The sequence below is a fragment of the Bacillus sp. 1NLA3E genome, from assembly GCF_000242895.2.
Lineage (GTDB): Bacteria > Bacillota > Bacilli > Bacillales > Cytobacillaceae > Bacillus_BU.
Map to the genome: position 1 here is coordinate 2676960 of NC_021171.1, position 15692 is coordinate 2692651.

The following is a 15692-nucleotide window of genomic DNA, read 5'->3' on the forward strand; positions in this document are numbered from 1 at the left end:
TTACACTCACCTGTGTTTCTCTAGTTATTTATATTCTTTCGGAAAATAGATATTCTTATTGGCCAAGATTTCTCTTCAATGGAGCAAATCCTTATACCTCTATTACTATCCCGTTTCTTAAACTTTTCACAAAAAAAGAAAAAGCGACCGGTTTTATCCAAATCGCTTCTTTGTTTTGTGTTTTAGGAGCTATTATAGCCCTGGTTTGGGAATAAAACCACCAAACGAGCTTAATCCTACACTAACGATAAATATAATCAAAACAAGGGTGATTGCTTTATTTTTGCTTAATCCTGCGGCGATATGTAAACCTAACCCCAACACAATATAGTACCAAATTTTAAAAATATCAAAGTTCGTGGCAATTGTATGTAGCACCTGATTATCAGTAAACAAGGGAGCCAAGCTTGTATAAGTAGCTTCGTATCCGCCTAAAACAAGTGCGATTAAAGCGTTAACCAACAAACCAATTGTAGAGATAATATTAGCATAAATAACAATTACTAATACCTTTTTATAGGCTGTATCATTTCCCATTATGATCATACAAACTTTATAGAAGGCAGCTACGATGAAAAACATAATCGTTCCTCCAACCAATGCTCCTCCAGCACCCATTGCAACTGTCAATCCAACTGGAATTTTAAAATCCGTAGGCATTAGCTCTGAATTTGTTAATATAGGATTATTTAAACTAATAAACGAAACGAGTGCCCCTGTAACAGCCATCAACAACATCATAATAATTAACGGCACTCCAATTGGAGCCTTTTCTTTCATTCTCTCAAATTGTTGGGATGGTGATGTGATGACCCCGAAAATTGAGGGCTTCTTTCCTTGTACTTCTTCATAAGATAAATTGGTTTCCAAACTATCCACTCTCCTTTTTATTCGTAACGTAAAGCATCTATTGGGTCAAGCTTGGCCGCTTTGTTTGCTGGCATCAGCCCAAAAATTATTCCAAGAACCATTGAGAATAGAACTCCCCCAAGCACAACCTTACCTGATACTAATGGAGGCCACTTCGCAAAGTGCGATACGATAAAAGCTCCACCGACACCTAATCCAATACCAATAATCCCGCCTAACATAGTAAGCATCATCGCTTCAATCAGAAATTGCAGAAGTATCTTCCCTCTTGTTGCACCTAATGCTTTTCGGATCCCGATCTCTCTTGTTCGTTCTGTAACAGAAACAAGCATGATGTTCATGACACCGATTCCACCGACGAGAAGCGAAATACTTGCGATCCCTCCGATGATCATGGTCATGATATTTGTTACCTTTGAGATACTTTTCTTGATTTCTTCAAGATTGAAAACCTCGTACTTACCGGCTAAATCAGAAGGCCTTGCGTCGTTGAGGAGGTTTGTTGCCTTCTGTCCTGCTATCTCAAGCTTACTAACTTCCCTTGCTTGCAATGTCACAGATTGAATTTCTTCTGTTCCAAATAAAACAGGCCATATCGTAAGTGGCATAAGCAATTCAGGCATTCCTAATCCGAAAATATTATCGGCCACCTTGTAAACACCAATCACTTCAAATGGTTGTCCATGGATTTCGAGAATTTGACCTACTGCTTTTTTTTCTTGAAAAAAATCTTTTGCTGCCTGCTGGTTTATCATAATCACATTGCTGGACTGGGAAAAATCAATTTCACTTATCTTCCTGCCTGCTGTCATTTTTAAAGAATTCACGGCAAAATAATCATTGGTTATCCCATAGATTTGTGCACCAATATTCTTTTCATTCACATAAAGAGGCTCCATGGCACTGTTGGTCGCAATGACATGGGCAACCTCGGGAATCCTTTTAAGTTGCAATAAATTTTCCTGTGTAAAAGTAGGAACCTGCTCAAACGGCATCGCGAAGGGATCTTCGTTATCAGGAGTAAAGTTGATTTGGATTGTATTATTTCCTGCACCGGCAAACTGGGATTTTAACGAAGCTTCACCACCCTGGCCAATCGCTACAACTGTAATAATTGATCCCACACCGATAATGATTCCGAGCATGGTAAGTGTGGAACGGAGCTTATGAGCAAGGATAGACGAAAGGGCAATTTTAATACTGTCCAATAAACTCACGCAAAAACACCCTTTCTATCCTGAGTAATTTGGCCGTCTCTCAGTAAAATCCGGCGATTTGTAAAAGCGGCCACCTCGTCCTCATGCGTAACCATGATGATTGTTGTCCCTTCTTTATTCAGTTGGGTGAAAATATTCATTACCTGTTCACCAGATTTTGAATCAAGAGCACCTGTTGGTTCATCAGCTAAAATAAATGTCGGGTTATTCGCGATTGAACGTGCTATGGCAACTCTTTGTTTTTGCCCCCCGGAAAGCTGGTTTGGTAAATGGTGGACACGATCTGCTAAGCCAACTTTAGCTAGTGCTTCAAATGCCCGTTCCCGTCGATCTTTTTTACGAATCCCGCCGTATACAAGCGGTAATTCCACATTGTCTAACGCTGTTAACCGAGGCAAAAGGTGGAAGTGTTGAAACACAAAACCTATGTATTGATTTCGAATGAGGGCAAGCTTAGTTTCTTCGGCTTGAAGGATATTTACATCATTCAAGATGTACTCTCCACTTGTCGGGCGGTCTAGGCACCCGATTATGTTCATCAACGTTGATTTCCCTGACCCAGACGGTCCCATGATTGATACGAATTCACCACTTTCGATTTCAATGTTAATATCATGGAGTACAGGCACTTCAAGTGCTCCCTGTTTGTATGTCTTACTGATTTGCTTTAAACTAATCATTTCTCCTTCACTTCCATCCCATCGTGCACATTTGCGGAAGGATGATTAACAACCTTATCTCCTGCTTTCAATCCTTCTAATACTTCAGTCCACTCACCATCACCCATTCCCATCGTTACTGCTTGTTTGCTAAGTTTCTTGCCTTTCACTACATAGATAAATGAGGAATCCCCTTTTTCTACAATACTGCTGCGCGGTACCGCTAGCATTTTCTTGGATTCTAACTCAACTTGAATGGAGACATGATAACCTGGTGATAATTCCTCTTGAGAATCTAATGTCGCTTTGAACGGATAGAATGAGATATTTTGTGATGTCTGCCCAGTTGCACCTGCTGTCATTTGACCCATTTCGTCTGATGTAGGGTACTGACTTACACTAGTGATCTTTCCTTTCCATGTTTTGTTAACAATGGCTTTGGAGGAAATTGTGATAGGTTGATTCGGCAGGATTTGGGCCTTTTGCAATTCTGATAATGTCCCTTGTACCTGGAACGGATCCTGAGAAGCAATTTGAACAATCGGTTTACCTGCTGCTCCTTGTGTTTGGGAAGTACTTTGTGCAGCATCTTTTTCAACCTTTTGCACAATTCCAGCAATGCTACTAACAACGATTAATTCATTTTGCTTTAGCTGCAATTCCTCGGATTGCAGTTTGTTTTTCTCCATCTCCAATTCCGATGTTTTTTGTTGTAATTGCAAATCCTGCAATTGTGATTCTAGCGGGTCGGTTATTTCATTACCTGCTCCGTCATTTTTTGCCTTTTGGATTTGCTTTTTTACGGTTTCAATATTACTTTTACCTTGGTCATTACGTAAGGTGGTCATTTTTTTATCAATATCCAACTGCTTGGTTTGAATAGAAAGCTCAGGATTTTCATATAAAAAAAGCTTCTGTCCTTTCACAATTTGTTGTCCTTCTTGAACAAAAATTTCCTTAACCTTCCCTTTTGTTGCGTCTGGATAAAATGTTTCTTGATTTGCAGGCACGACACTGCCTGAAACTAACTTTGTGTTTCTTATTTCTCTCTCTTTGGCGAATGCAAACTTCAAATCTTCTTTACTAGTTTTATTTTTACTTTGCATGACCATAATGTTAATACCAGCAATGATTACTATTAAAGTGACCACTCCTATTACAATCCATTTCTTCTTCGGTTTTCGCATTTGTTCTACCTGCATAGCATTTTCTCCCTTTTGGAAAATATTAACTTGTTATATATACATTATAAATTTTAATATTTTTCAAAAAAAGGGTTAAATTTACAGTTATAATAGCGTATAATATTTTAGTGACAAATTATTGGTTAATATTACATTTTATAACATTATACTTGTTGGAAATTGATGAAGGATATGGTTAATAGGGGGAGATATTTGATAGATAAAGAGAAGAATAAATTATTGGAGAAAAAAACCCCCTCTACTAAAAAGAGGGGGTTTCTGGTAATTTAGGAATCACTTAATATAATAAACCATTGCTATTTCATCGCAGCTTGGCATTTTAGGACAATTGATGCAATCTTTCCATACTTTTTGCGGCATACTATCCTTAACTGTAATTTCAAAACCACATTTTTGAAAAAAATCAACTTGGTAGGTAAGCGATATGAGCCGATCGATTTCAATTCTTTTCGTTTCTTCGACTATCTGTTCAACCAAAAGCTTACCTATTCCCTTTTTTCCCATATCAGGGTCAACCACCAATGACCTAATTTCTGCCAATTGGTGATCAAAAATCGTTAAACTTGCGCAGCCAACTACTTTTTTGTCGATCTCTGCTACAAACATCGATTGAATATTTTGATAGAGCGATTCTTTCGTCCGCGAAAGTACGACCCTCTGTTGTGCGTATACATTAATTAAATCATAAATTACTTCGATATCCGAAATCTTTGCCTTTCTAATTTCAACCATCGTTCTCACCTTTTTGTTTATCATTTATTTTATAACATTATCCTTTAATTCTGATATTAATATTTAATCATAAAAATGAATAATTATAAATAGTTTTTTCAACTAATAGAAAAAAAGGCCAATGACAAAGAGGTTTAACGCGTTAATGCAAAAAATGGTGCCTGACCCCCAGTGCTTTGCTTTAAAGCACTGGGGTCAGGCACCACTATTTTTAGTTATTTACTGGAAGTGTGCTGTAATATTCTTCAAGTGTGCTACCTTTGCTCATGATTTCAGTAGCTATTGTTTTTCCTACATAACGAATGTGCCATGGTTCATATTTATATCCAGTAATAGCATCTTTGCCTTTTGGATATCGAATGATAAATCCATAATTAGCCACATGCGCTTGAAGCCAGTTAGCTTCGGTCGTATTAGCGAAGCAATCTTCGGCTGCACATTTACCATTACCTCCAGTAACATCAATAGAAAGACCTGTTTCATGCTCGCTTGTTCCAGGAAGTGCGCTATATGTTCTAGCCCTTTCATAACCATCTATTTTTACATAGTAATTAAATAAATTAACCTGTGTACTGTGTGATCTATAACCTGATACACCTAATAGGTTCACGCCTTGTTGCTTTGCCCCTGCAAAAAGGTTTGCTAATGCTTCGGCTGCTTCACTTCTCATTTTTCTCTTTTCAGTCGTCGCTGAAGATACAAAAGGGACCGTTGTACTAACTAAATCCTTGGGTATATATGAATCAGGTAGCTTGTTTTGTTTATTGACAAGCACAGGAATACTCTCTGGTTGGGCAATTACATGAATCGCACCATTTTTCTGAGATGACGTATTTACTTGATCTGCAATCTTAATATTCTCTTGTGCTGTTGCCTCCTGCTTACCTGCATTTTGTTCACTACTCTCATTTGTTGTAGAGGGGATCGTTTCCTTTATAGCTTCTGTTGTTTTGCTCTCTTGCTTCGAATCACCATTCTCTTTAGAAGTGATTTGATTTTTTTTGATTTGATCACTTTCAGCAAAATGGTTTTTACCACTACATCCTGCAAATAGAAGTGATAACAAGAGAAAACTTAAACCAAGTGAGTATATTTTATTCATACAAAACTTCCTTTTTGTGGTATTTTAAGTTAAATGGAGTTTTTCCCTTAAGCCTTCTAACCCACTACATTAATTTTTATAACCCAATCCATTAAATATAATAACTTGGACGGAAAAAAGCTACAAGATGTCGCTTAAATTATTATTATTTTGGCGATTTTGGGAAAGTTTTTTGGAAAGTTGGTGAAATAATGGGTAGTATCATTCTATTTGATGGTGTATGTAATTTTTGCAACCAAAGTGTCCAATTTATCATTCAAAATGATCCTGCTGAACATTATAAATTCGCTTCACTTCAGGGTGATATAGGCAAAAGATTATTAAATCAGTACCATGTGGATAAGGACATAAATAGCATCGTATTAATTGAGAATGAAAAGTCCTATCTGAAATCAAGTGCTGCTTTGAGAATAAGCATGAAGTTGAATTGGCCATGGAAGTTGTTTGGTATCTTTCTATTGATTCCACGTTTTATTAGGGATTTCTTTTATGATATTGTCGCAAAAAATCGCTATAAATGGTTTGGTAGGCAAGAGAACTGTATGCTGCCTTCCCCAAACTTAAAAGAGAGGTTTTTAGACAAAGAGGAAAATGGTAGTAAATCGAAGGCAAAAAAATGAGGCCACACTTTTAGAATTTCTAAAAAGGTGCCCTCATCTATTTATCCTACGACTGTTTTCAATCAGTAAATCCAACAGTCATTTTATCTGGATCAGAACCGATCCGATCATCTTTGTTCAAACTATCAATTCTTTCAATATCTTCTGCAGTTAATTCGAAATCAAAGACATTAGCATTTTCTATAATGCGATGTTCTTTAATGGATTTAGGAATTGTCACTACTTTATTTTGTAAATCCCAACGCAAAACGACTTGAGCAGCAGTTTTTTGATATTTTGCAGCGATTTCATTTATTGTCGGGTCACTTAATAGTTCACCTCGTTTTAGTGGCGACCATGCTTCCAACTGGATTCCCTCTTGTTGGCAAAAAGAAAGGAGGTCTTTCTGTGATAAGTGTGGGTGGAACTCAACCTGATTAACCATCGGTTTGATTTGGGCATCGCTGATAAGATCTTTTAAGTGATGAATTTGAAAGTTACTTACACCAATTGCCCGGACGCGCCCATCCTTATATAACTTTTCAAGTGCTCTCCATGTTTCTTTGTATTTATTTTTCCCAGGCCAATGAATTAGGTATAAATCCAAATAATCCAAACCAAGTTTCGTTAAGCTTGTCTCAAATGCTTGTAGGGTAGACTCATAACCTTGATCAGCATTCCACACTTTCGAAGTAATAAATAATTCCTCGCGCGGTACTCCTGACTCTCTTATGGCTTGACCGACACCTTCTTCATTTTGGTAAATAGCTGCAGTATCAATACTTATGTAACCATTCTTAATTGCGGCTTTCACAGATTCGATTACTTCTGAACCGTCCTGAACCTTAAATACACCCAATCCAAACCATGGCATTATAACACCGTTATGTAATGTTGTTGTGTCTTGTAAACTATTTGGCATGCTTTCCCTCCTAAACTCATTCTCAACCCATCACCAAGTTTATCACTTGGTATTATCTGATTTTATAACTTTTGGTAGTATAAAACAACAAAGATCCTTTATTTTTTTCAGTTTTGAACTCAAATTAATACTAAATTTTCCACCACGGTTAATCTTCCTTCTCTGCCATTTCTTTAACTTTTATTAGAACTTTGTCCCAAATTTCTGCACTTGCATCACGGTACTTTTCTCCTTCTGACATGACAGAAAAATCACCTTGCAAAACATGTAGTTCTGTCTTTCCATTCACCATAGAAAGTCTGAGGGTTATGCCATCTTCTTCAGTTACTAATGGTCTTTCTTCACTTCTAACATCAAATACGGTAAAACGTAATAGTTTGTTTGGCTCAGAAGCGGTCACATTTCCTTCAACAACGGTTGTTCCATCCTTTCCTTTCCATAACACTGGACTTCCAAGTGTCCAATCTGATTCAATGTGGAACTGTGGCCCACCACTTGAGAATTCTTGAGCCCACTGACCTGTGTATTCAGGCTTAGTTATAGTATCCCAAACCACTGTAATTGGAGCATTAATTTCAATTGTTTTGTCTACAAATAGCTTGTTCATTTGCCGAACCTCCCAGAAACACTATTTATACTCAATATCCGAGTTTTGCCTATTTCTAACCTTTTAATGACTCTTTTTATTTAGGCTCTGTTAAACTAGAATGTTGATTTCCGCTCCAGGCGCTTCGCTTTCCGCGGGGCGGGCGTTGAGCCTCCTCGGCGCTTAAGCGCCTGTGGGGTCTCAACTGTCCCGCTGCTCCCGCAGGAGTCTTCGCGCCTTCCACTCCAATCAACATTGTGCCAAAAACCAACATTGAGCTTTAACACAGCCTTTATTTAAAAAAACTACTATTATAAATTCTATATAACTTTACGAATTACCTACCTGACACCCCGCAGAACTTGTCTAAATATCAAATCATTGCCTTTTTGACCTCAATGTTACTTTAGAACAAAATTCCCAAATAATTATTTTTTTCATGGTATGAAATTCCTCCTGTTTGGGATGATAGAATATAGATTGTTGGGTCTTACCAACTATGGAAAAGGAAGGGGAATTTAAATGGATAAAGTTGAAGTAGGAGAAGTCTTTAGTATTAGTGATCATGAGGGACAGGAGCAGGAAGTTGAAGTCCTTGGTGTAATAGAAATAGAAGAAACGGAGTATGTTGCAGTCGGATTTGTCGAAGACATTCAAAGTGACGACGATGAGGATATTGATATTTTCTTTTTGAAAGTGGATGCTGAGGGTGAACTAGCGGCGATCGAAAGTGACGAAGAGTTTGAAAAAGTGTCAGTGGCATTTGATGAAATTTTAGATGCCGAAGGAAACATTGAGTAGGGGGTAACTCCCCTGCTTTTTTCCATCCCCAGTAATATCAATCCTCCATTTTTTTCATTAAAATACTAATAATTTTTCAAAGAGGATCAACATGGAGACTATTACAACAACATTTATCAGAACCTTAATCGGATTTTTTGTATTATTGCTTTTAACTAGGATCCTTGGAAAAAAACAATTAAGTAATATTACATTTTTCACATACATAACTGGAATCGCACTAGGCAATATTGCTGGCGATATGGTAGTACACAGAGATATAAAACTCATTGACGGAGTCACCGGACTAACGTTTTGGGCAATTTTAACCTTAACAATCGAATTAATTAGTCTCAAATCCTCCAAAGCGCGTGTGCTTTTAGATGGTGAGCCGACCATTATCATTAAAAACGGAAAAATTCTTGAAAAAGCAATGGCTTCCAATAAATTAAATATGGACGATATTAGCATGCTGCTGAGAACAAAGGATGTCTTTTCAGTAACTGAGGTTGATTATGCGATTCTTGAACCAAACGGACAGTTTAGCGTCCTAAAAAAGGCAGAACAAGAATCCGTGACCAAAAAAGATGCAAAAATTCCGGTCGTGCCACGGAAATACTTACCCTCTGAGCTTGTAGTTGACGGAAGAGTTGTTTTAAAAAATCTTAAAGAACTTAATTTGCAAGAGGATTGGCTTGTTCTTCAATTAAGAAATCAAGGAATTAAGAATATGAAAGAAGTCTTTTTTGCCGAATTACAAGCTGACGGAAGCGTCTACGTTGATAAGAGATTTGATTTTTAATAACCATTAGGACGTTTAAAAAAGACAAAAACACCTCTGTTTTTTCAGAGGTGCCGCATTTATTTATTTTCCCCATACTTTAACCAGTGATTAGGGAGGCATAAAGTCGGTGGTAATATAGTATTACTATCACCCTTGGCCGAATTAATTTGTGCTTGAGTGAGAAAGATACTTCCTGTGAGATTAGCTCCACTTAAATCTGCGTCTCTTAAGTCTGCACCGATAAGATCAGTTACTCTCATATCGGAGTCTCTCAGGTCAGCTGCAATAAGTAATGCGCCTCTTAAGTTGGCACCTCTAAGGTCCACTCCTCTCAGCTTTGCCCCGATAAGGTTACTACCTCTACCTATTTTATTCTGTTTTTTATTTTTAACTTTCGCACGCACTAATTCACTTGTTTTTAAAAGCAAATCATTAACAATCACTCTTTGAGATGGTACATTAATGTCTATGATCAATTTTGGACTTAGTTGAGTAAGATTTTCTGTCTCTTCTATTGCAACCAACAGTTCTTTATAAATAGATTGAGCCTCAGCTAACCTAAGTGCTTCATGTAAATAACATAGCATTTCGTGAAATTGTTGCATAATGGGAAATACATCAAACATTTCCTTAGCCAAGGCTGGATGATCACGCCAATCATTTCCATTGTAGGTGACTTGGGAAACTTTTTGACCTGCACCAAAACATTCATATACTTCACATCCCCGAAGCCCTTTTTGTCTAAGGTTATCATGAATACGACAGCTATAATCTGCTTGCAAGTTTTGACAAGGAGTACCACCATCTTTATCGTAAGCGAAATCAGCAGATTTTGCATAGGGCAAGGCAACACAGCACAAACCAAAACAATTTTTACAGTCTGCCCTTAAGCTATTAAGAATATTGTCATCTTTCTTTAATTGATTAGACAATATTTACACTTCCTTTAATGAGAAAATACTATTTAGTTTTTTTGATTTAGAGTAATTATAACTCTACAATAATATAGTTTTAAAAACAATAGAGCAAAACCTTTACGATTTCGCCCTCACTTCTCATTTCCCCCCAAGTCTCAGGCCTCCAAATTCAGATCTATTTTTTTCAACGTATCCCTGATCGAATTTTGAATCACATATGTATTTGGCTCTAAATCATAAGCCGTTGTCCCCTTGTTAACAATAATGAGCGGAACCCCAGGTTGTCTATCTCGAGGAAAAGTTGAAAAAGGAGTAACTTTTAAACTAGATCCAAGCACGAGCAGACAATCCGCGCGATGTATCATATCAGTAATCGTCTTAAACCCATCATAGGTAAACCACTGACCTGAGTCGCCAAACAAAACAACATCTGGTTTAATATAATGATGTTCTTCGGTTTGGGTTTCACAATGATTGCAAACATAAAAATGATCACTTTCCTTCATCCTTTTGACCATTTCCTCTGCTAAATAGGTCTTCCCACAATTCATACATGAACACGTTTTCATTGTCCCATGAAATTCAATCACATTTTTACTGCCAGCTTTTTGATGTAATCCATCAATATTTTGGGTAATCAGATGAGTAATTTTAGATTTTTCTTCCCATTTCGCCAATAACTCGTGACCGATATTTGGCACAGCCCTTGGATGATGTAAGTTCTCCATCGCAAACTGATAAAACTTCTTTGGATGGTCATAAAAATAATCGATTGAGAGAAGTTCTTCAGGTGTTTCCTGATAAATCCCCGTTCGGGATCGGAAATCAGGTATTCCTGATTCTGTACTGATCCCAGCACCTGTTAACACCACTATATTAGTTGAATTTTGGATGATGGAAGTACATTCTTCAATAACTTTTTCTTTCATTAAAAACAACTCCTATCAAAGTCCTTTTGCTCCTTATAGCATCTCATACAATAAAATGTTTTCAAGCATAAAATTCTGCCACGTATATAGTTGTCCTTTCAATCAACAAAGGCTGCCTATGCGGCAGCCAGAATCAATGATATTAAAGATTTTCATCGTTATTTAATAGGTCCTCGGTTGGAATGGTTTCTGAAAAATTTGCTTCGTCTTTTTGTTCTGAACTTCGGTTAGAATCCTCTTTTTTCGGACTTAACTCTTCGGAGAACTCCGTTAATCCTGCCATGTTTGGGATAGAGATATTTTTACTGCCTTGCTGGATATTTTTCATCAAACTTTGTAATGGATTTGTCCGGTTCTTGCTTTGACTTTGGCTTCGGCCGACACTATAAGCCGCCGCACTCACACCAAGACCAATAAGAGAGGCCCACAAGGTTCCTTTATTCGTCTTTTTTTTCCCAAACATATTTATTTTTTTGCTTTGATTCATTAAAGTAGTCATCCATTTTTTATTGTTCAAAATTAAGCACACCCTTCATTAGAGTTCAGAAGTGAATTTCCTTCCATGTCCTAATTTTCACATTCTGCGCTTAAATTATACTGGAATATAGTGTTTCCCTTGCAAATTAACTTACGATCCTTATTGGAATAAAAATTTATTTTCATGCAAATAGTATGAACGAACACTCATTTCTTATGGTCTGCATCCTATTTATGGAATTAGGGCAAAAATGGCCGTTTGACTATTAATTCTTCTTGCTCCTCTGTTACAAGTTTTGAACCTGCGTTAGCTTCGAGAACAATACCAAGTGCTTGCAGCCAATCGCCCGTTACCGTTATTTTCTGTCCTTCCAAGTCTAGAAATTCATTGCTTGTGAGGACCTGCTTAGTAACCCCAATCCCTTCCATAAATTGCCCAATGGTTTGAATCCACACCCCTGTTAAAACTTGTCGTTCATTAAAATCTGAACTCAATTCTTCACTTAGTGTCATAATTTTTGACAAATTGATTACTTCAATGACTTGACCAATTACTTTTATCCAGACCCCTATAGCCACATTTTTTTCTAATTCAAGAATTAACTGTTTGTTATTTTCAGTATTTTTATCATTCTGTCGTTTATTTTGGTCCCTCATCATCACTCACTCCAATCCACTCACTCTATATTCGTATGCAGTGTATTGGAAAATGCCTATTGGACCTTGTTTGTTTATGTAGTTTAGATCGATTATTTACGGGTAATTTGCATAAACATTTCTGGTGCATCTAACGGCTCAAAACCGTATTTTGCGTATAAAGAATGAGCATCTTTAGTCGCCAATAACAATCTCCGAATATCTTTAAGCTCTGGGTGGTTTGTGATCACTTCTATTAACCATTTGGAAAGTCCTAATCCTCGATAACTTGGCAGGACAAATACATCACAGAGATAACCATATGTTGCTAAATCAGAAATGACTCTTGCAAATCCCACTTGGTGGTTGACCACATTTGAATCCTCTTTAAAAATCCCAAAACAAAGCGCAGAATTTTTTATTGATTTTTCAACAGTCTCCTTTGTTCTCTCTTTCGCCCAATAAGACTCCTTGCTTAAAAAATTAAATATCATGTCGTAGTCTAATAATTCTTTTTTTGTAGAAATGATAAAGCCATTTACTTTCCAAAATGTCATTGGAACTGCTCCTTTCGAAAAAGTCATGAATATGGCTTTGGTTTAGTCTCATTTTCAATGCCAAATAAATGGCACCTACGCGGGGTCTCACCTGTCCCACTACTCCCGCAGAAGTTTTCGCGCCTTCCACTCCAATCAACATTGTGCAAAAAATCAACATTAAGCTTTAACACAGCCTTATGCAAAAAAAAAAAAGCCTTTCAGCTTATTTTTTTAAAAGATTAACGTATCTATTTTCAGCCTTGAGAGGCTATTTCTACATTTAACAAATCTGTAGCTTGAATTTCGGATATCCCTTTGACTAAACCTAATTCGCTAATAAAGATTCTCCGTGCATTATCAAGCATTTGTCTTTCGCTAGTATTTAATGCCTTTTCTTTGTTTATCCGCATTAAATCGCGAACAACTTCGGCACCTTCTTGGATTTCGCCTGTTTTCATTTTCTCCATGTTGGACTTGTATCTTTCCTTCCAAGTGAGGGAACGATCAGACTCTCCATGATGAAAAACATTTAAAACATTATCAAGTACCGGCTTCTCAACAACCATCCGTATGCGTGAATTTTCTATTTTAGCCTGTGGAATCATCACTTGCATATTATTGATTGGCATTTTAATCACAAAATACTGCCGTTTTTCTCCAAGGACTTCCTTTTCTTCAATGGCCTCTATGACACCTGCTCCATGCATTGGATATACAATGTTATCACCGATTTTAAACAGTTCATCCACCTCCATATTAGCTACTTTATAAGATTAACACATAAATCATTTTTAATCAAATTTATTATAATATCACTAAGTAAATATTCATGTCAATATATTTATATTGGAACTCCTAATTTATTTTATTAAAAGTTACAGACCGATAAAAAATCCACAAAAAGTGTTGTCCACCTTGTTAATTTCCTTTTCAAAAAATTATTAAAGGAATTTATTTTTGATTAACCGAACTTTTCAGCCAATATAAAGTCTTTTTACATAGTGGAAATTATATTAAAGATTGGTGGTTTAAAATGTTATCGGTTAGAAACTGGAAGAGTAACGAGAACCTCGCTATTCTGATTTCAGTATTAATGATTGTAATCAATCTTTTGCCTCTGTTTTTGTTAGGCGAAAATGCCCATATTCGGGTGCATGATAATCTGGATTCAAACATTGCCTGGTATAGGGTTTTAATTAACAGTGGTGAATTGTTCGGCTCGCTTCACTCCACCATTCCTCAGATCATAAATGGACTGCCTAGGAGTGCATTTGGGACAGAGCTCAGTGGGATAGTTTGGCTACATTCCTTATTTTCACCGATGACGGCCTATGCACTTAGTCAATCAATAACTAGATTCGTGGCTTTCTTAGGCATGTATTTATTACTAAAAAAACATTTTGTAATAGATCAAGAGAAATATTTGATTCGAGTTGGCGTCGCTCTTGCTTTTGCCCTAACTCCATTTTGGCCTTCAGGGATGTTGAGTACACTTGGGCATCCATTGGCACTCTGGGCATTTTTAAATATAAGGAAGCGGGATTTTTCGTGGAGGGAATGGTTAGTACTAACACTTCTTCCTCTATACTCTAGCTTTGTGCTTGGCTTTTTCTTTTTTCTTGTAGCCATGGGCCTGCTTTGGCTAAGAGATTTAATCGTGAAAAAAAAATGGAACATCATTTTTTTAACCAGTATTGCCTATATGACATCCTTATATTTAGCAGTAGAGTATCGCCTTGTTGCTTCTCTTGTTTTTGGGGAAGGACCAACCAGTCGAGACGAATTTTTGTCATCAAAACTAAGCTTCTGGCATACAATCAGACTTGTCTTTAAGAATTTCACCTTAGGTCATACCCATGTCATGACCTTACACACCATGATTATTCTGCCTTTAGTATTCCTAGTTCTGTATCTTTTGATCAAGAACAAACAATGGAAAACTGAAAAAAGGTTTATGCTTCTATTACTAATAAATTTCGTGTTGTCCGTTTGGTATGCATTTTGGTTTTACAAGGGCTGGGAGCCTTTAAAGGAAAAATTCCATCTATTAAACACCTTTAATTTTGCTCGCTTTCATTTTTTACGACCCCTGGTCATATATGTTGGCTTCGCTCTTGCTTTGTCCATCCTTTGGGACATGAAAAAACATTGGAAACGAATGATCATCATTTCAATGATTCTTCAAGTATTGTTTTTAACTGGATTTAATGAGGAAATCCGCTATCGAATCGTAGATTATCCATCCTTTAAAGAGTTTTATGCGGAAAAGCAGTTTCAAGAAATAAACAAATATATAGGCAAGCCACAACAATCGTATCGAGTGGCTAGCATCGGGCTTCACCCAGCAATCGCTCAATATAATGGATTTTATACGCTTGATACGTACAATAACTATTATCCACTAAAGTACAAGTACCAATTTAGAAAAATCATCGCCAACGAATTAGATAAAAATAACAAGCTAAAAGACTATTATGATCACTGGGGCAATCGGGTTTATATTTTTGTGGATGAACTCGGAAAAAAATATGATTTTAGAAAAAATTCAACTAAGAAAATTAGGCACTTGGACTTAAATACAGAAGCCTTCAAAAAATTAGGGGGTCGCTATATTTTTTCCTCTGTTCCAATAATAAATGCGAAAGCCAATCACCTTCAATTTCTCAGGTCTTTCGACAACCGTGAATCAGCCTGGAAGATATACTTATACGAAGTAAGATAAACATTTTGAGGAGTGA

18 protein-coding genes are annotated in these 15692 nt (G+C 36.8%); 4 read left to right on the plus strand and 14 right to left on the minus strand.

What is annotated here, in order from left to right; genetic code table 11:
• Positions 1-192 precede the first annotated feature (192 nt).
• The 6 genes from B1NLA3E_RS12660 to B1NLA3E_RS12685 all read right to left on the minus strand — a co-directional run bounded on the left by B1NLA3E_RS12660 (position 193) and on the right by B1NLA3E_RS12685 (position 5785).
• Entirely contained in the window at positions 193-879 is a 687-nt protein-coding gene (locus B1NLA3E_RS12660) for a Yip1 family protein (RefSeq protein WP_236619573.1), read from the minus strand.
• A gap of 8 nt (positions 880-887) precedes the next feature.
• Positions 888-2087 (minus strand): ABC transporter permease, encoded by a 1200-nt coding sequence (locus B1NLA3E_RS12665; protein WP_015594229.1) that lies wholly within the window; start codon positions 2085-2087, stop codon positions 888-890.
• Positions 2084-2767 (minus strand): ABC transporter ATP-binding protein, encoded by a 684-nt coding sequence (locus B1NLA3E_RS12670; RefSeq protein ID WP_015594230.1) that lies wholly within the window; start codon positions 2765-2767, stop codon positions 2084-2086. The genes B1NLA3E_RS12665 and B1NLA3E_RS12670 overlap by 4 nt, the downstream gene beginning before the upstream one ends.
• Positions 2764-3948, minus strand: coding sequence for an efflux RND transporter periplasmic adaptor subunit (locus B1NLA3E_RS12675; protein ID WP_015594231.1), 1185 nt, complete (start codon positions 3946-3948; stop codon positions 2764-2766). Before B1NLA3E_RS12675 ends, B1NLA3E_RS12670 begins: the two co-directional genes overlap by 4 nt.
• Positions 3949-4224: 276 nt before the next feature.
• Positions 4225-4683, minus strand: a complete 459-nt coding sequence (locus B1NLA3E_RS12680; protein WP_041580506.1) for an N-acetyltransferase — start codon at positions 4681-4683, stop codon at positions 4225-4227.
• Between the two features lie 211 nt (positions 4684-4894).
• On the minus strand, positions 4895-5785 hold the full coding sequence (locus B1NLA3E_RS12685) for a M15 family metallopeptidase (protein WP_015594233.1): 891 nt from the start codon (positions 5783-5785) through the stop codon (positions 4895-4897).
• Positions 5786-5976: 191 nt separating this feature from the next.
• Between B1NLA3E_RS12685 and B1NLA3E_RS12690 the strand changes: the two genes are divergently transcribed.
• The gene (locus B1NLA3E_RS12690) at positions 5977-6405 is read left to right on the plus strand and encodes a thiol-disulfide oxidoreductase DCC family protein (protein ID WP_015594234.1); all 429 of its coding nucleotides are present in this window, start codon (positions 5977-5979) and stop codon (positions 6403-6405) included.
• A gap of 58 nt (positions 6406-6463) precedes the next feature.
• On the opposite strand, the gene B1NLA3E_RS12695 is transcribed toward B1NLA3E_RS12690, so the two are convergent.
• Both B1NLA3E_RS12695 and B1NLA3E_RS12700 read right to left on the minus strand, forming a co-directional pair.
• Complete coding sequence (locus B1NLA3E_RS12695) at positions 6464-7306, minus strand: aldo/keto reductase (RefSeq protein ID WP_015594235.1); 843 nt, start codon at positions 7304-7306, stop codon at positions 6464-6466.
• Positions 7307-7454: 148 nt separating this feature from the next.
• A complete protein-coding gene (locus tag B1NLA3E_RS12700; protein ID WP_015594236.1) occupies positions 7455-7913 on the minus strand; it encodes an SRPBCC family protein in 459 nt (152 codons plus the stop codon).
• A gap of 501 nt (positions 7914-8414) precedes the next feature.
• On the opposite strand from B1NLA3E_RS12700, the gene B1NLA3E_RS12705 reads away from it, so the two are divergent.
• Positions 8415-8693: a DUF1292 domain-containing protein gene (locus B1NLA3E_RS12705; protein WP_015594237.1), complete on the plus strand. Its 279-nt coding sequence runs from the start codon at positions 8415-8417 to the stop codon at positions 8691-8693.
• Between the two features lie 91 nt (positions 8694-8784).
• Positions 8785-9474: a YetF domain-containing protein gene (locus B1NLA3E_RS12710; protein WP_015594238.1), complete on the plus strand. Its 690-nt coding sequence runs from the start codon at positions 8785-8787 to the stop codon at positions 9472-9474.
• Positions 9475-9533: 59 nt separating this feature from the next.
• Here B1NLA3E_RS12710 and B1NLA3E_RS12715 read toward each other — a convergent pair whose 3' ends face one another.
• From B1NLA3E_RS12715 to B1NLA3E_RS12740, 6 genes are all read right to left on the minus strand, one after another.
• On the minus strand, positions 9534-10388 hold the full coding sequence (locus tag B1NLA3E_RS12715) for a pentapeptide repeat-containing protein (RefSeq protein ID WP_015594239.1): 855 nt from the start codon (positions 10386-10388) through the stop codon (positions 9534-9536).
• 140 nt (positions 10389-10528) lie between these two features.
• Positions 10529-11302, minus strand: coding sequence for an NAD-dependent protein deacylase (locus B1NLA3E_RS12720; protein WP_015594240.1), 774 nt, complete (start codon positions 11300-11302; stop codon positions 10529-10531).
• 142 nt (positions 11303-11444) lie between these two features.
• Positions 11445-11819, minus strand: a complete 375-nt coding sequence (locus B1NLA3E_RS12725) for a hypothetical protein (RefSeq protein WP_015594241.1) — start codon at positions 11817-11819, stop codon at positions 11445-11447.
• A gap of 200 nt (positions 11820-12019) precedes the next feature.
• Positions 12020-12439 (minus strand): hypothetical protein, encoded by a 420-nt coding sequence (locus tag B1NLA3E_RS12730; RefSeq protein WP_015594242.1) that lies wholly within the window; start codon positions 12437-12439, stop codon positions 12020-12022.
• Positions 12440-12528: 89 nt separating this feature from the next.
• Positions 12529-12972, minus strand: coding sequence for a GNAT family N-acetyltransferase (locus B1NLA3E_RS12735; protein WP_015594243.1), 444 nt, complete (start codon positions 12970-12972; stop codon positions 12529-12531).
• A 236-nt stretch (positions 12973-13208) separates the two neighbouring features.
• Complete coding sequence (locus tag B1NLA3E_RS12740; RefSeq protein ID WP_015594244.1) at positions 13209-13709, minus strand: CarD family transcriptional regulator; 501 nt, start codon at positions 13707-13709, stop codon at positions 13209-13211.
• Between the two features lie 278 nt (positions 13710-13987).
• On the opposite strand from B1NLA3E_RS12740, the gene B1NLA3E_RS12745 reads away from it, so the two are divergent.
• Entirely contained in the window at positions 13988-15676 is a 1689-nt protein-coding gene (locus B1NLA3E_RS12745; protein WP_015594245.1) for a DUF6044 family protein, read from the plus strand.
• Positions 15677-15692: the final 16 nt, after the last annotated feature.

Coding starts and splice junctions, on each gene's coding strand:
- B1NLA3E_RS12670 (WP_015594230.1), bottom strand. CDS start 2,767: ATGATTAGTTTAAAGCAAATCAGTAAGACATACAAACAGGGAGCACTT.
- B1NLA3E_RS12675 (WP_015594231.1), bottom strand. CDS start 3,948: ATGCAGGTAGAACAAATGCGAAAACCGAAGAAGAAATGGATTGTAATA.
- B1NLA3E_RS12680 (WP_041580506.1), bottom strand. CDS start 4,683: ATGGTTGAAATTAGAAAGGCAAAGATTTCGGATATCGAAGTAATTTAT.
- B1NLA3E_RS12685 (WP_015594233.1), bottom strand. CDS start 5,785: ATGAATAAAATATACTCACTTGGTTTAAGTTTTCTCTTGTTATCACTT.
- B1NLA3E_RS12690 (WP_015594234.1), top strand. CDS start 5,977: ATGGGTAGTATCATTCTATTTGATGGTGTATGTAATTTTTGCAACCAA.
- B1NLA3E_RS12695 (WP_015594235.1), bottom strand. CDS start 7,306: ATGCCAAATAGTTTACAAGACACAACAACATTACATAACGGTGTTATA.
- B1NLA3E_RS12700 (WP_015594236.1), bottom strand. CDS start 7,913: ATGAACAAGCTATTTGTAGACAAAACAATTGAAATTAATGCTCCAATT.
- B1NLA3E_RS12705 (WP_015594237.1), top strand. CDS start 8,415: ATGGATAAAGTTGAAGTAGGAGAAGTCTTTAGTATTAGTGATCATGAG.
- B1NLA3E_RS12710 (WP_015594238.1), top strand. CDS start 8,785: ATGGAGACTATTACAACAACATTTATCAGAACCTTAATCGGATTTTTT.
- B1NLA3E_RS12720 (WP_015594240.1), bottom strand. CDS start 11,302: ATGAAAGAAAAAGTTATTGAAGAATGTACTTCCATCATCCAAAATTCA.
- B1NLA3E_RS12730 (WP_015594242.1), bottom strand. CDS start 12,439: ATGATGAGGGACCAAAATAAACGACAGAATGATAAAAATACTGAAAAT.
- B1NLA3E_RS12735 (WP_015594243.1), bottom strand. CDS start 12,972: ATGACATTTTGGAAAGTAAATGGCTTTATCATTTCTACAAAAAAAGAA.
- B1NLA3E_RS12740 (WP_015594244.1), bottom strand. CDS start 13,709: ATGGAGGTGGATGAACTGTTTAAAATCGGTGATAACATTGTATATCCA.
- B1NLA3E_RS12745 (WP_015594245.1), top strand. CDS start 13,988: ATGTTATCGGTTAGAAACTGGAAGAGTAACGAGAACCTCGCTATTCTG.